This is a genomic window from Mumia sp. Pv4-285, from assembly GCF_041320275.1.
GTDB classification, from domain to species: Bacteria; Actinomycetota; Actinomycetes; order Propionibacteriales; family Nocardioidaceae; genus Mumia; species Mumia qirimensis.
In genome coordinates this window covers 4298291-4313599 of record NZ_CP162023.1, presented here as the reverse complement: position 1 = coordinate 4313599, position 15309 = coordinate 4298291, and the positions used below count along the sequence as shown (strand labels likewise).

General features: G+C 69.7%; 9 protein-coding genes. 3 read left to right on the top strand and 6 right to left on the bottom strand.

The window, feature by feature from the left end; genetic code table 11:
• Window positions 1–42: 42 nt before the first annotated feature.
• Complete coding sequence (locus AB3M34_RS20610; RefSeq protein WP_370616728.1) at window positions 43–561, bottom strand: low molecular weight protein-tyrosine-phosphatase; 519 nt, start codon at window positions 559–561, stop codon at window positions 43–45.
• 79 nt (window positions 562–640) lie between these two features.
• Here AB3M34_RS20610 and AB3M34_RS20605 point away from each other — a divergent pair, with 79 nt between their 5' ends.
• Window positions 641–9037 (top strand): DUF5979 domain-containing protein, encoded by an 8397-nt coding sequence (locus tag AB3M34_RS20605; RefSeq protein ID WP_370616727.1) that lies wholly within the window; start codon window positions 641–643, stop codon window positions 9035–9037.
• 35 nt (window positions 9038–9072) lie between these two features.
• Here the strand turns inward: AB3M34_RS20605 and AB3M34_RS20600 are convergent, their stop codons facing one another.
• From AB3M34_RS20600 to AB3M34_RS20585, 4 genes are read right to left on the bottom strand one after another with little or no spacing between them, the layout of a single operon-like run.
• Complete coding sequence (locus AB3M34_RS20600; protein ID WP_370616726.1) at window positions 9073–9450, bottom strand: phage holin family protein; 378 nt, start codon at window positions 9448–9450, stop codon at window positions 9073–9075.
• A gap of 31 nt (window positions 9451–9481) precedes the next feature.
• Window positions 9482–10435 carry an EamA family transporter gene (locus AB3M34_RS20595; RefSeq protein WP_370616725.1) on the bottom strand — a complete coding sequence of 318 codons (954 nt, stop codon included), beginning with the start codon at window positions 10433–10435 and terminating at the stop codon, window positions 9482–9484.
• A 42-nt stretch (window positions 10436–10477) separates the two neighbouring features.
• Window positions 10478–10993, bottom strand: coding sequence for a hypothetical protein (locus tag AB3M34_RS20590; protein ID WP_370616724.1), 516 nt, complete (start codon window positions 10991–10993; stop codon window positions 10478–10480).
• Window positions 10994–11047: 54 nt separating this feature from the next.
• Window positions 11048–12367 carry an ATP-dependent 6-phosphofructokinase gene (locus AB3M34_RS20585; RefSeq protein WP_370616723.1) on the bottom strand — a complete coding sequence of 440 codons (1320 nt, stop codon included), beginning with the start codon at window positions 12365–12367 and terminating at the stop codon, window positions 11048–11050.
• Window positions 12368–12556: 189 nt separating this feature from the next.
• Here AB3M34_RS20585 and AB3M34_RS20580 point away from each other — a divergent pair, with 189 nt between their 5' ends.
• Window positions 12557–13177, top strand: coding sequence for a LysE family translocator (locus AB3M34_RS20580; RefSeq protein WP_370616722.1), 621 nt, complete (start codon window positions 12557–12559; stop codon window positions 13175–13177).
• A 75-nt stretch (window positions 13178–13252) separates the two neighbouring features.
• Here the strand turns inward: AB3M34_RS20580 and ligD are convergent, their stop codons facing one another.
• A complete protein-coding gene (gene ligD, locus AB3M34_RS20575; RefSeq protein WP_370616721.1) occupies window positions 13253–14239 on the bottom strand; it encodes a non-homologous end-joining DNA ligase in 987 nt (328 codons plus the stop codon).
• 117 nt (window positions 14240–14356) lie between these two features.
• On the opposite strand from ligD, the gene AB3M34_RS20570 reads away from it, so the two are divergent.
• Window positions 14357–15289: an alpha/beta hydrolase family protein gene (locus AB3M34_RS20570; RefSeq protein WP_370616720.1), complete on the top strand. Its 933-nt coding sequence runs from the start codon at window positions 14357–14359 to the stop codon at window positions 15287–15289.
• The last annotated feature ends 20 nt before the right edge of the window (window positions 15290–15309 follow it).

Here is a 15309-nt window from a genome sequence, read left to right as displayed (position 1 = left end):
GGAGCGGGCCGCACTGCCCCTCGTCGTGCAACGACGCTCGGCCTAGCGAGAGACCTCCTCGGTCAGGCCCGGCGCTGCTGCCACGATGGCGTCCGCCGTGCGCTCGACCATCCGGAGCACGGTGACGAAGCCGTCGGGCCCGCCGTACCAGGGGTCGGGGACCTCGTCGTCGCCCAGCGACGCGGCAGGGTCGTACGAGCGGAACTTCCGGACCTTCTCCCGCTCTTGCGGCGTACGGGCGAGAGCGGCCACGTCGTCGAAGTTGGCGTCGTCCATCGTGAGGATCAGGTCGTGGTCGTCGAACCAGTCGGCCGTGACCTGCCGCGCGCGATGGCGCGACGGGTCGTACCCGTGCTCGGTGAGGACGGCAGCCGCGCGGGGATCCATCGGCTCCCCGCGGTGCCAGTCACCGGTCCCTGCGGAGTCGACGTGGACGGTGTCCGCGAGCCCGGCCTCGTCCAGCTTGTGCTCCAGCACGACGTCGGCCATGGGGGACCGGCAGATGTTGCCGAGGCAGACGACCGCGACGCGGAGCTGGGGCCCGCCACAGGTGGAGGTCATGGCGTCACGGTAGGACCTTGACCCTGCCCCACGCCGCTCGCGGTCGCGGATTCGTCCGGTTCGCACTAGTTTGCGGTGCATGGGTATCCTCCCCGGACCGAGTACCCCTGCGCGCCACAGGAGCGCCGCGCGACCGCCGCGGCGCCGGTTCCGCTGGCCCGCGGCGCTGATCGCCATGATGGCGGCCCTGCTGCTCGGTGGCCTCCTCTCGCCGGGCCCGGCGGTCGCCGACGGTGTCGGCGTCTTCACCCTCGAGAAGACCGCCAGCGATCCAGGCCCGTACGCGCCGGGTGACACGTTCTCCTACACGATCGACATCTCGTGCTCGAACACCACAGGCGAGGGGTGTGACGGGGCGGTCCTCACCGACGAGCTGCCCCCACCGCTCGTCCTCGACCCGGCCAGCGCGCAGCCGGTCACCGTCATCGGATCGTCCACGTCGACCGTCGAGACGACCGAGGACAGCTTCGCGATCACCTTCACCGACGACCTCGAGCGCGACCTGATCGGTCTCGAGGCCAACTCCCAGATGACGATCACCGTCGACGTGCTGGTGCCCGAGGACGCGTCGGCTGACGATGCCGGGACGCTCACCAACACCGCGACCGCGACCGCCGACAACGCGGCGACCGCCAACGCGACCGCCGACGTGATCCTCGAGGTCGACACGATCCTCGACTCGACGGTCACCAAGGAGATCACCGCTCCAGGCGGAGAGCCGGTCGTCGGTGTCCCGGGCGAGGAGGTCGACTTCTCGATCACCGGCGGCAACGCGTCCAACGCGACCGTGGACTCGCTGGTGATCCAGGACCCGGCCGACGGCGCGGACGATCCTTTCGAGTACCTGGAGCTCACCGGCATCGCGAGCATCACCCCGCCCGATGGCGCCGACACCGTCCAGGTGGACTGGCAGAGCGAGGACGGGACCTGGACCGAGGGGACGCCGGTCTCGCCGATCCCGGACGACCCGAACGAGCTGCTCGCCGGGGTCGACCTCGCGGACGTCCACGGGCTGCGCTTCACGTTCACCGGCCCCGACGGCGTACCGATCACGCCCGAGGACGGCCAGGCCGTGATCGAGCTCGAGACCGAGACCCGCGACAACGTCGAGGACATCGAGCCGGGTGAGACGGTGACCGTCGACAACACGGCGTCGTCGCTGGTCAACCTGGACGACGCCTCATCGGACCCGGTGACCGACGACGACACCGTGCCGATCGTCCGGAACCCCCCGACCGTCGACGTCGACAAGAGCTATGCGCTCGACACGCTTCCTGCCGGCGACTCGACCACCGCGTCGATCGTCGCCACGAACGGGACCACCCCGGTCGACACCATGGTGATCACCGAGCCTTCGCCGGGCACGCCCGACCTCGTCGATCAAGGCCTGACGTTCGACGGCTTCGACGACGACGCGATCGAGTGGCCCGTCGCCGCCACCGGCGTGTCGATCCAGTACACCTACGACGACGGCTTCGTCGAGGACCCGAAGACGTCGACGACGGTCGACACGATCCCGGCTCCGACCGCGGGCCACCGCGTCAGCGGGTTCACGATCACCTTCACCGGTCCCATCGCGGCCGAGTCCTACGCGACGCTGCCGTTCGACGTCACGGCGGACCCGGTCGAGGGGATCCTCAACGTCGACAGCACCAACACCGTCGACGCCCAGGTCAGCGGTGAGACCGGCGAGAGCGACGTCGCACAGGACAGCGCCGACCTGACACGGCAGCCGATCCGGATCGCCACCGACGTCGACAAGGAGATCGTCCGCGGGCAGATCCCCGGGGCGACAGGGTCGGGCACGACGATCAGCCTCGACGGGAGCATCCCGAACGACCGGCTCACCGGCGCGACGATCGGAGTCGACTACCTCGTCGTGAGCGACCCCGCCAACCCGACCGGCTCTCCGTCGAACGACTTCTGGAACTGCTTCCAGCTGACGTCGGTCGGACCCGTCGACGTTCCCGCGAACGCCGACCTGGAGGTCGAGTACTGGGACGGTGACTCGTGGGAGCCGGTGCCCGGCGGGACGATCGAGGGACCGGGCACGTTCACCTACTCGCCGACCGCAGCGGAGAGTGCCGCGGCCCAGGGCGTCCGGTTCACGTTCACCCCCAAGGACGGCGCGCTGCTTCCGCCCGGGTTCAACGTGCTCGCCTACTACAACGTCGAGCTGCGTGACGAGTGCATCGACGGCACGGACGTGACGCCGTGGGAAGGCGACCCGCTGACCCTGACCAACGACGCGGGCAGTGAGGCCGGCAACGACGACGCGGTCAACCCCGTCGTCGTCGACGACGACAGCGACAGCATCATCATCACCCCCGTCGACGCCGGCGACATCGACTCCATCGACAAGACCTGGCTGATGGACGGAGCACCGACGGACAATGCCACGGTCACGGCGCTCACCGACGACCAGCGGACCGCGCGGATCTCGTGGAGCACCCAGGGGTTCCCGGCCGACTCGTACGAGGTGACCGACCCCGCGACCGACCCCCAGGACGTGGTCACGTCGGTCTTCGACGCGTTCGACCTCGTCAGCATCCAGCCGATCACCCCGGCCACCGACCCCCACATCACCTTCGACGCCGTCGACTCCGTCGAGCTCTACCAGGACGGCACCGGCTGGGTCGACATCACCGCGCAGGCCTGCGCCAACGGCTGCGACGGCCAGTTCGGCGGGTACACGCTGACCGCCGAACAGCAGGCCTCCACGCTGGGCGTGCGGATGGAGTTCGTGGAGAGCCCCACGCGCGCCGACCGGATCACGGCACCGACCGACCCGCAGGTGGGGACCGGCGTCGCGGTGTCGGAGGGCAACGACCGGCCCATCGACCTCGTCTTCCAGCTGCGGCAGCAGCTGAGGTCCGACCCCACGCAGGCGGTGCTCGGCACCGAGCACGACTACACCTACAACACCGGCGACGCCGGCGTCGTCGACAACACCGTCCAGGGTGTCGGCATTCTCGACGGCGTGCCCAGCACGGCCACCGATGACGCGCAGATCACCATCCTCGACCGGCCCGTGAACGTCTCTCTGACGAAAGCCTTCGACCAGGACGTGCTCGGGGTGCCGCCTGAGGGCACACCCCAGGAGCTCTACCCGTTGATCACAGGGACGCTGGTCGCGACGAACGAGAGTCCGTCCAAGCTCCGCATGCTCACCGTGCTCGACCCCGATGTGAGTCCCGCGCTCCGGCCGGAGCCGTTCCGGACGACGAACCTGTACGAGATCGCGGGGATCTCGGTGCCCGCCGGAGCCACCGGGACCGTCGTCAACCTCAACCGCGACTGGGGCCCCGTCCCCACGCCGTACACGCTCGAGGAGGCGCTCGCGCTCACGCCAGGCGACCTCGCCGACGTGACGTCCATCGAGGTCGTGCACACCGGATTCATCGAGTCCCAGGCGTCGACCGAGATCGAGCTCGTCTTCCAGCTCCGGCAGACCGACCGGGCGACCGGCGATCCGGTCGCCGCGCCGTACACGGTCGACAACGAGGCTCGCGCGACGGCGAGCAACCCTGAGGACACGGTCGACACGACCGCGTCCGACTCGTTCGGCCTCACCGAGCCGACGTACGGCGTCGAGGCGGGCAAGGAGATCACCCCCGCCGAGCGGTACGAGAACGAGACGAACGACTACACCGTGGTGCTCCACGGCCAGCCGACCGGCACCGTGCGTACGACGACGCTCACGATGACGGACACGACCGCGACGTTCTGGAACGCGTTCGACTTCGTGGAGTTCGACCCGGTGACGCTCTCCGCACCGATCCGCCAGGTCAAGGTCGACGCGCTCGTCGGGGTCACGTACGACCTCCAGGGTGGCGAGCTGCTCGTGCTCTGCAACGGGAGCGAGACGCTCGACGACTGCTGGGTCGAGGGCGACTATGTGGCATCCGACGCGAGCGGCGCGATCACGCCGGTGCTGCCGGCGGGCGTGGCGGCCGGCGACGTCGAGGGCCTCAGGATCTCGGCACAGAACGAGGACGGGACACAGTGGGAGCGCCCGAGCAACCCGTCGTTCGACATCCCGTTCTCGGCCGTCCAGCGTGACACCCTCCGCTACGGCATCGACGGGGCGACGGATACACCGGTGCCGTCGACGCTGCCCGGGCTCGAGGCGGCACCCGGCGAGACGGTGCAGGGCCAGACCACCGACACCGTCGACGTGAACGCTGAGGGCCTGTGGGGCGTCCCCGGCTCCGGCACGCCGTGGGAGGCCGACGCGTCCGCGACCGACACCACGCTGCTGCGCCACCTCTCCAACGGCATCAGTGTGACGAAGACCCCCGGCAACCCCGACGCGCCGCCGGAGTTCTCGCCCGGCCAGCCGATCCCGTACCAGGTGTCGTTCACCAACACGGGGCAGTGGCCGATCACGGGGCTCGAGCTGACTGACCAGATCCAGACCGACGCGGACGGCTCGTTGCTCGTCGAGCCGCGTGACAGCGACGGGAGCCCGGCCCCTGAGTACGTCTTCACGCTCACCGACGCGGAGGGGAACCCTCAACCGACCGACGGCTTCTCGGCCAGTCTCGACGAGACCACCGGGCTGATGACGATCACGGTGCCCGACGGCTTCGTGCTCGAGCCCGGATGGACGCTGACGCTCAGCGCGCCGCTGGAGTTCCGGGCGGGAGTCTCACCCGGCACCGTGGTCGAGAACACGGTCAGTGCGAGCAGCGACCGGCCGTTCGACACCTGTGAGTACACCACCGACGCGACCGTGACCGACACCTCGCAGATCGTCGACGACTGCTCGGCGACCACGCACGTCACTCCGCGTGCGGCGGCCCCGGTGGCGGTGCAGAAGTCGGTGAAGGGCAACGCTGCCGGAGTCGAAGGGGCCTCGCCAGGCGACCAGAACTACGACGACCTCGGACGCCTGGTGACCGACGCGGGCGAACCGGTGTCCGCCTGCGACGAGCCGAACGCACCGAACGGCTTCTACCGGACCCCGTGCGTGCCGATCACCCGGCCGGGCGGCATCGAGACCTGGCAGCTGCAGATCACCAACAACGGCAACATCCCCGCGCCCGTCCTCGCGGGCATCGACACGAAGCCCCAGTTCGGCGACGTCGGCGTGATCACCGGGACGCCGCGCGGGTCGGAGTGGGCGGTGGAGTTCATCGGCAACGTCACCAACAACCTCGACGACCTCCCCGGAGACGGTGAGATCCAGTGGTACTACATCGACTCCACCCCGGGATCGGACTGCAACCGGCAGGACATCCTCAACGAGACCGAGCCGGACGGGCTGGACCCGGCCGACGAGTGCTACGACGAGGTGACGTCGCGCGACTGGGTGCCGTTCGACGCGTCGACCCCGACGTCGGACCTCCTCGACGCCCAAGCGCTCAAGTTCGTCATCACCTGGGACGGCGCGGGCGAGGGCCTCCAGCCGGGAGACTCGGTCTTCCTGACCGCGGACACCCGTACGGCGTGGGCGGTGCCCAACGGCGTGACGAGCGAGTACCCGATCTCGTGGAACTCGATCGCGGCGGGGTCGCGCGGTGAGTTCGACGGAGAGTCCTTCGTGAGCCAGGTGATCGAGCCGACGCGTGTCGGAGTCTCGACGGCGACGGGCAAGCTGGAGCTGCAGAAGGTGGTCGACGCGCCCGAGATCCCGGGCGTCGTCTTCCCCACCCAGTACACGGTGCGGGTGACGTGCACGTCCGGCCCGGAGCCGGTCTTCCTGGCGACCTCTGAGCCCCAGGGCTCGGACGCCAGCCTGGTCCAGCTCCCAGCGGACGGGACAGTGATCACGTTCAACGCGAGTGACACCTACAACGTGCCGTTGTACGCCGACTGCTCGATCGCCGAGGAGCCGCCGGCCCAGGGCGCGGAGGTCACGTACGACCCGGCCGGCGACGATCCCGGGACCTCGGGCGACGTCGTGGCTTACGACGACCAGTCCGACCGGACCGACATCGCCGAGCCGGCCTTCCCCGACCCGATCGAGCTCGAGCAGATCACGGTGACCAACACGTACGCCCTCGCGGGGTTCCTCGTCGAGAAGACCGTCGACAACGGTGGCGCCGTCGACGAGGACGGCAACCCGATCGTCTACGACGAGACGTACGACTTCAACGCCACCTGCACGTTCCAGGGCCAGACGGTCCTCGACGAGGACTTCACCCTCGAAGACGGCGACGAACCGGAGGAGTTCAGACCGCTGCCCGCGGGAGCCGAGTGCACGGTCGAGGAGACAGACGCCGGAGGATCGGCGTCGACGAGCATCGTCGTCACGCAGACCGGCGAGGAGGGTGAACCGGTCGACGGGACGAGTGTGACGTTCACTCTCGACCCGGACGCCGAGGAGGACGTCAGCGCGAATGCGGTGGACGTGACCAACACGTACACGGTCGGCTCGGCCGAGATCACGAAGGCTGTCGAGGGCAACGGCGCCGAGGCGTGGGGAGACGGCCCGTTCGAGGTGCGGCTGGTCTGCACGTACGACGGGGCCGATCCGGCCACGGTGTACGACGACACGCACACCCTCACACCGCCCGACGATCTCACCTGGACCGTGGACAACCTGCCGACCGGATCGGACTGCGTGGTCACCGAGACCGACGACGGCGGTGCGACCGGGGTCGAGATCGAGGGCGGTGAGTTCACCGTCGGCGACGACGCCGCCGACCCGTCGCTGGTCACCGTGACCAACACCTTCACGGTCGGAGGCGTCGAGCTCACGAAGGAGCTGCTCGGCACCGCGAACGACGTCGCGAACGTGCGGGACACCGGACACCTCGAGTTCGAGCTGACCTGCACGTACGAGGGGGAGCCGGTGGTGATCCCGGACGGAGCCGTGCGGGTGATCGACTACCCGTCCGGTGACCCCGACACGGTCAGCTGGGGCGGCATCCCCGTCGGGTCGGACTGCGTGGTCGAGGAGACCGTCGCGGTGCCGGAACCTGAGCTCGACTACATCCCGAACGCCAGCTTCACCATCGGGGAGGACGGGGAGGACCCGATCACCGTCGAGGCGATCAACATCTACACCCCAGGCTGGCTCGTGCTCGACAAGGTCGTCACCGGTGACGCTGCGCAGTTCGCGCCGGACGACTTCGAGATCCTTGTGCAGTGCGAGCGCAACGGCGCGCCAGAGACGCTGCCGAACGGCGGCGTCGTCACCCTGCCGGGCGACGGCACTCCCGTTTTCCTCGCGCCCGTGCCTGAGGGGTCGGAGTGCCACGTCGACAGCGAGACGGACGCCGGTGCGACGGACGTCGACCTCGGCGAGACCGTGACGATCCCGATCTTCGACCCCCAGGACCCGGAGCCGCCGCGCGCCGAGATCACGGTCACCAACACGTACGACGCCACCGGCTTCAGCGTCGAGAAGTCGGTCGAGGGTGCGACGGACGCCGACGGGAACCCGATCACGTACACCGCCGAGTTCCCGATGACGGCATCCTGCACCTTCCTCGACGAGGAGGTCGTGCCCGAGGGGGACCGGACCTTCACGCTCACCCAGGACGCGACGAAGGAGTTCGCGGGCCTGCCCGTCGGGGCCACCTGCGTGGTCGAGGAGACCGACGCCGCGGGCGCGACGTCCACCACGGTCGACGTGCTCCAGGACGGTGAGCCGGTCGTCCCCGACGACCAGACCGACACCTCCAGCGGAACGTTCACCCTCGTCGAGGGCGGCACGGAGGCGACGCTCGTCGGCATCACCAACACGCTCCCGCTCGGGTCGGTCGCGGTGACGAAGGTCGTCGACGGTGACGGCGCCGCAGCGTGGGGGGACGGCGAGTTCGAGGTCCGGCTGCTCTGCACCTACGAGGGGGCCGACCCGACCACCGTGTACGACGCGACGCACACGCTCAGCGCCGCAGACCCGAGCTGGACGGTGGACACGCTGCCCGTCGGAGCCGACTGCGACGTCACGGAGACGGCGACCGGCGGAGCGACCACGTCGACGGTCGCCCCCGCTGACGGTGTGGTCGTGGGCGACGATCCGGAGAGCCCGGCCGAAGTCACGGTGACGAACACGTTCGACGTCGGTGCGATCGACGTCGAGAAGGTGATCTCCGGACCGGGCGCGGACGACCGTGGTGGAGAGCGGTTCACCGTCGAGCTCACCTGTACGCGTGACGTCGACGGAGAGGCCGAAGACATCGAGATCCCCGGCGGAGCGGAGCGTACGCTCCAGCGTCCGAGCGACCTCATGGCGTCGTACGAGGGACTCCCGGTGGGTGCCGAGTGCACGATGACCGAGACCGAGGACGGCGGTGCGGAGAAGGCGACCGTCGAACCCGGCACGGTCACCGTCGAGGGCGGCGGCGAGGACGTGAAGATCGTGGTGACGAACCGCTTCGACGCGGCGCCTGCGTCCGGCGAGGGCGAGTCCGACCTGCCGGGGGCTGGCTCGGTGATCCCGCCGCTCCTGGTCCTCCTGGCGATGAGCCTCCTCGCCGCCGGTCTGACGATCGTGCGAGGACGACGCCGTCGGGAGGCGTGACGGCTAGTCCGTGTCGACGCTAGTCCGTATCAACGCTAGTCCGCATCAACGAAGAGACGCAGCGCCATGTTGACGAGCGAGATGACGATCGATCCCCAGACGGCGACCCAGAACCCGTCGACGTGGAACTCGATCGGCAGCGCGCCGGTCACCCAGGCCGTCAGGCGCAGGAGCAGCGCGTTGAGGACGATCAGCAGGATGCCGAGCGTGAGCACGATGAACGGGATGGAGATGAGCTTGAGCACGCGCCCGACGGTCAGGTTGATCGCCGTGAAGACGGCGGCGATCACCAGCAGCGTCCCGGCCTTCTCCCAGCCGTCCTGACTCGCCTCGCCGACGCTGATGCCGGCGAAGATCCACGCGGCGACGGCGATGGCAGCCGCATTGCACAACCAGGTCAGCACGATCTTCATGCGGACCATCCAAGCAGACCCGCGGCTGCGCTCAGCCTGCCACCTCGGGCACGACGCTCGGTGACGCGCTGCGTGAGAGCTGGGCGAGCGCGATGCCGCTGACCACCAGCAGACCGCCGAGCATCTGCACGGCGTCGAGCGACTCGCCGAACCACGCCCACCCGAGCGCCGCGGCTCCGACCGGCTCGAGCGTCGCGACCATCGTGACGACGGTGGCGGGCAGGTGCTGCAGTGCGCTGAGCTCCATGAAGAACGGGGTGAGCGTGCCCAGCACGACGACCCAGGCGAGCGCGAGCCACAGCGGCACCTCGTACGCGCCGAGCGCGCCGAGCAGGTTGGCCGGCGCACTGAGGTCGGGGGTCGTCCACACGGGTGCCACCACGTTCATCGCGAGCGCGGCGAACGTGAACGCCCACACCATCACCCGCACCGGGTCTGCCTCGCGCACGCCCTGCTCGCCGACCAGGAAGTAGACCGCGAAGCACACGGCGGCGCCGAGACCGGCCAGCATGCCGACCCCGTCGAACGCGAGTCCCTGGGCGATCTGGGCGACGAGGGCGAGACCGACCAGCGTCAGAGCGATCGCGAGCCACATCGTGCGGCGCACGTCCTGCTTCTGGACGAAGCGCGCCCAGAGGACGACGAGCACGGGAGCGAGGTACTCGAGGAGGAGCGCCATGCCGACCGGGATCCGGTCGATCGCGATGTTGTAGGTCCACTGCACGCCCGCGACTCCGACGATGCCGAGCAGCAGGAGCATCGCGAGCTCACGACCGCGGGGGACCCGCAAGGCGCTGCGGTCGGCGACGAGCGCGAACGCCACGAACAGCACAGCAGCGCCGGTCGTACGGAGGGTGGTCAGGAGCGCAGGGTCGATCCCCGCACGCATCACGACGCGGGAGACTCCCGCATTGACGATGAAGAAGCACGCGCCGCCGACGACGAGGGCGTACCCGAGACCCACCTTCGACTGTGCACGCGCCACCCCGGGATGCTCTCACGAGGGCCGCGCCGTCGCGGCTCCCGGTCAGGCGGGTTGCGCGGGCGACGTCCAGATCGGCCGACCGTCGGGCCCCACCGACTGCGTGAACGTGCCCGTGTCGACCTGACGTGCGGTGATCTCGGCCTTGCGGGCCGCCTTCGCGACCCGGTCGCGGAAGTCGAGCCACGCGGCACCGTCGGGGCCGCCGCGCTGGTCGGGTGCCGTCACGGCGGCCAGCGCCACCTCGCCGTTCGGCGTACGGACGAAGGCTGCAGAGGCGTTGTGCTCCTCGAAGCCCGTCATCAGGGCCCACCGGGTCGGGCCGACCTGCTTGCTCATCGTCTTGGTGGCGATCGTGTTCACCAACGCCGTCGCGGTCTGGGGATCGGTCTCGAGGACGAGTCCGGTGCCGAGCCAGTCGAGCGCACGTCCCGCACCGCGCTCGGCGCTCAGCCGGTCGTTGCGGTCAGCCACCTTGCGCTTCATCGCGACCCGGAACCAGCCGAGCCCCACGATCACGACGAGGACGAGGACTCCGACGACGAGGGTCGAGGCGGGCATGCAGACTCCTTGGGCAGGGGGTTGCCGACAGGCAGCGATGCTACAGCGGCTGTGTCAGCTCATGTCGAGCGGTTGAGCCGTGGACTCCAGGACCGACAGCCAGAGGTCGCCGTCCGGGGCGACGGAGTGGCGGCGGGAGATCACCAGCGGGATCGGGACGTGGACGAACCGGTGGCGGCGACGTCCCACGACCATGTCGGTGCGGCCGGACATCGCGGCGTGCACGGCGATTTGTGCCAGGCGTGCGCAGTAGACCGAGTCGGACGCGTCCGCTGCGACGGCGCGGATGCCGTACCCGGGGTCGAGGAACTTCAGCGTGAGCGGGACGCCACGGTCCCGGAAGTCCTTCTCGATGGCGTCGCGCAGGATCGTCGCGATGTCACCGAGCCGGCTGTTGCCGGAGGCGTCCGACTTGCCGGTCTCGACGGTGTGCTCCTGGCCAGCACCCTCTGCCAGCACGATGACGGCGCTGCCGTGGTTGGTGACGCGGCGGGCGAGAGAACGGAGGAGGCCGTTCTCGCCGTCGAGGGCGAAGGGGACCTCGGGGATGAGGACGAAGTCGGCGTCGTGGTTCGCGAGCGCGGCGTAGCAGGCGATGAAGCCCGCGTGGCGGCCCATCAGCTTGACGAGCCCGACTCCGTTCTCCGCGGACTCGGCCTCGATGTGTGCGGCGGCGATGGCCTTGGCCGCCTCCCCGAACGCGGTCGCGAAGCCGAAGCTCTGCCCGATGTGGGGGATGTCGTTGTCGATGGTCTTGGGGATGCCCACGACGCCGATCGGGAGTCCGCGGCGGCTGATCTCCTGCACGATCTTGTGCGCGCCGTGCATCGAGCCGTCTCCGCCGATCACGATGAGCGCGTCGATCTCGAGCTCGACCAGCCGGTCGACGATCACCACAGGGTCCTGAGCACCGCGCGACGATCCGAGGATCGTGCCGCCGCGCTCGTTGATCGCGCCGACCAGCTGCGGGGTGAGCGTCACGGGCTCGAACCCGAGGTCGGGGACCAGGCCGGCGTAGCCGTTGCGGAACCCGGTCACCTGGGTGACTCCGTAGTGCGTGTAGAGCTCGAGCGTCACGGCGCGGATGACGTCGTTGAGGCCGGGGCACAGGCCGCCGCAGGTCACGACGCCCACGTGCATCGTGGCCGGGTCGTGGAAGATCCGGGCGCGCGGCCCGCCGGTCTCGAAGGACGGCCACTGGTCAATGGGGTCCGTACGGCCCGAGAGGAGGTCGACGGTGTCGTCGTAGAGCACGCGGTCGGTCTCCGACACGTAGTACTCGTTGGTCTGCCGCCCGGCGACGTACGAGCTCAGCGGGGAGTCGTACTGGCAGGGGCCGAGCGTGGCGACCTGGAGGTCGGCGAGGGTGGTCACCGGACGAGCGTAGGCAAACGAGTGCCGTCTGCGCTCCTCCCTGTCGGCGTCCTGGTCTGGTCAGTCTGTGGGGATAGCGCGCCGCCGGGCAGCACTCTGACACCTGCTGAGTCGCTGCATTGTGCAGAGTGCTAGCCTTATCCCCGTACGACTTTCCACTCTGCTAATTATGTTGTTTCTCAGGAAAAAATGGATCTCTCGCTCCTCCTCGGCTTCGCCGGCCTCTGCGTCCTCCTCGCGCTGACCCCCGGACCCGACACGTTCCTCGTGCTGCGGTTCAGCCTCGGCGGCACGCGCGCCGGGCTCGCTGCGGCCGTCGGCTCGGCGACCGGGTCGCTGCTGTGGGCGCTCGCGGTCGCCGCGGGTCTCGCGACGCTGCTCGAGCAGTCCGCCGAGGCGTACCGGGTCGTGAAGATCGCCGGCGGCCTCTACCTGCTGTGGCTCGGCGTCCGCGCCCTGATCCGACGTGGCCGGGGCGTCGGTGACGTCGACGGAGCGTACGGCGTCCGTCCGGCCGCGGCGATGCGTGCCGGGCTGTTCTCCAACGTGCTCAACCCGAAGGTCGGCCTCTTCTTCGTCGCGATCGTGCCGCAGTTCCTTCCCGGTCACGACGTGACGCTCGGCGCGACGCTCCTCCTCGGGGCGATCTTCGCGGCGATCGGCTTCGTCTACTTCGCGCTCATCGCCGTCGCTGCCGGGAAGGCGATGGGGTGGTTGCGCCGGCCGCGCGTGGAGAAGACGATCGACCGTGGAAGCGCCGGCATCATCGCCACGCTCGGCGTCTCGACACTGGTCTCCGCCGCCCGCTGAGCCGAACGGGCACGCGTCGCCCCACGATTTGACGCCTTCTCCACCTGATTGCGCCCCAGTTGGGTGGGCAACGCGTCAAATCGTGGGGCCCGCCTGCTCGCGTACGACCTCGCGGGCGTCCTTGTCCTCGCGGAGGCCCTGGTAGCGCGGGTGACGCAGGCGCCCCGCCGACGTCCACTCGCTGAACCCGATCTGCACCACGAGCCGCGGCTCGACCCAGTGCGTCTGCGCGGCGCTGGTCCGGCTCGAGCGCCGGATCTCGGCCGCGTCCTCGGCGAACGGGTTGCCCTGGTGCCCCAGCGGCGCCAGCAGTCCGCCGAGCTGCGCGAGGGTGCGTTCGTCGAAGCCGGTGCCGACCTTGCCCGCGTAGCGCAGCGCGTCGCCGTCGTAGTAGCCGAGCAGCAGCGCCCCGAGCCCGGAGCGCGCCCCTTGCGGGTCCGTCCAGCCTCCGACGACGAGCTCCTGCGCGCGGACGACCTTGAGCTTCAGCCAGTCGGCGGACCGTCGCCCGGCCTGGTACGTCGACGAGGCGCGCTTGGCCATCACGCCCTCCCAGCCCTCGGCCTCGCCCTGGGCGTACATCGCGGTGCCCGATCCCACCTGGTGCTCGCTGTAGCGCACGGTCGAGGTGAAGGTGAAGGCCGACTGCAACGCCTCCTTGCGCACGGTCAAGGGCAGCTTCTGCAGGTCGTGGCCGTCGTAGCGCGGGAGGTCGAACGCGATGAACGCCAGCGTCACCCCGACGCCGGAGATCGTGCGCTGGTCCGTCACGTGGATGCGCTTCTGCAGGTCCTCGAAGCTCGTCCGGTCGCCGCGCATCGCGCAGAGCTCACCGTCGATCACGAAGTCCTTCGCCGAGTCGTACGGCGTGAGCGCGGCGACGATCTCCGGATAGCTCGCGCTCACGTCGAGGCGGTTGCGGGACCAGAGCCGTACGGCGCCGTCCTCGCGGATCGCCATCAGCCGTACGCCGTCGAGCTTGCGCTCGAAGACCCACGCAGGATCGTCGAACCGACGGTCCGACAACGTCGCAAGCATCGGCGGGATCCACAGCGCAGGCATGAAACGACCGTACGACGAGAAACCTGCCCCGCGCTCTTGACCGCGGGCTCTCGGAGGCGACAACCTCTAGCACATAACTTGGAACGCCGTTCCGAAATGACAAAAGCAGAGGATCCCATGCGTCTGAGACGTACTGCCCACCTCGCCCTCACCGCCGCCCTGAGCGTCGCTGCCAGCGGCGCCGTCCTCGCCGGCTCCCACGCCACCGCCAACGCGGCGACCGGTGTCGCCCACTACTCCACCCAGGTGGAGAACGACGGCGCCGACGTCTACTACCCCGCAGGAGCCACCGGCGAGCTGCCGGTCGCGCTCCTCATGCAGGGCGCCAAGGTCCACCGGATGCACTACGCCGAGTACGCCAAGGCCGTCGCTGCGTACGGCTTCGTCGTCGTGGTGCCCAACCACAAGCGCCTGGTCTTCTTCGACCAGAACTACTACCCGTCGCAGAAGATGCCGGCCGAGGCGATCGACTGGATGGACGACGAGAACGCCAAGGCCTCCTCGCCGCTCGCCGGGAAGATCGACACCGACACGCTCGTCCTGCTCGGTCACTCCTTCGGGGGCGCCGCAGCGCTCGGTGTCGCCGAGGAGTCGTGCGGGATCCCGTTCTGCACGACGCTCGGCTACTCCCTCCCCGGCGAGGTGAAGGCGGCCTCGCTCTTCGGGACCAACAACAAGTCCCCGCTCTTCGGCAACACGGCGAGCATGGACAACCAGATCCCGGTCCAGCTCGTCCAGGGCGCGACCGACGGCATGGCGCTGCCGGCCGACGCCGAGGCGTCGTACGGGGCGCTCGAGAACGGGCCCAAGCAGATCGTCCGTGTGGCCGGCGTCAACCACTACGGCATCACGAACGTCCAGAGCCCGTCCGGTGCCGAGGCGGAGACCAGCGGGCAGGCTGTCTCGCAGGCCGCCAGCATCGCCACGACGGCCCGTTGGGCGGCGCAGTTCCTCAAGGCCCAGCTCGGCGACGCCGCGGCTGCCGACTACGTCTACTCGAGCGGTGACGCGGCCGATGCCGGCGTCACGGTGAGCACCTCGATCTCCTGAGGCGTACGGGGTCCCGGGCG

Bases quoted from the DNA above. Each gene is read 5' to 3' on its own strand.
- AB3M34_RS20610 (WP_370616728.1), bottom strand. From the start codon at position 561: ATGACCTCCACCTGTGGCGGGCCCCAGCTCCGCGTCGCGGTCGTCTGC.
- AB3M34_RS20605 (WP_370616727.1), top strand. From the start codon at position 641: ATGGGTATCCTCCCCGGACCGAGTACCCCTGCGCGCCACAGGAGCGCC.
- AB3M34_RS20600 (WP_370616726.1), bottom strand. From the start codon at position 9,450: ATGAAGATCGTGCTGACCTGGTTGTGCAATGCGGCTGCCATCGCCGTC.
- AB3M34_RS20590 (WP_370616724.1), bottom strand. From the start codon at position 10,993: ATGCCCGCCTCGACCCTCGTCGTCGGAGTCCTCGTCCTCGTCGTGATC.
- AB3M34_RS20580 (WP_370616722.1), top strand. From the start codon at position 12,557: ATGGATCTCTCGCTCCTCCTCGGCTTCGCCGGCCTCTGCGTCCTCCTC.
- ligD (WP_370616721.1), bottom strand. From the start codon at position 14,239: ATGCCTGCGCTGTGGATCCCGCCGATGCTTGCGACGTTGTCGGACCGT.
- AB3M34_RS20570 (WP_370616720.1), top strand. From the start codon at position 14,357: ATGCGTCTGAGACGTACTGCCCACCTCGCCCTCACCGCCGCCCTGAGC.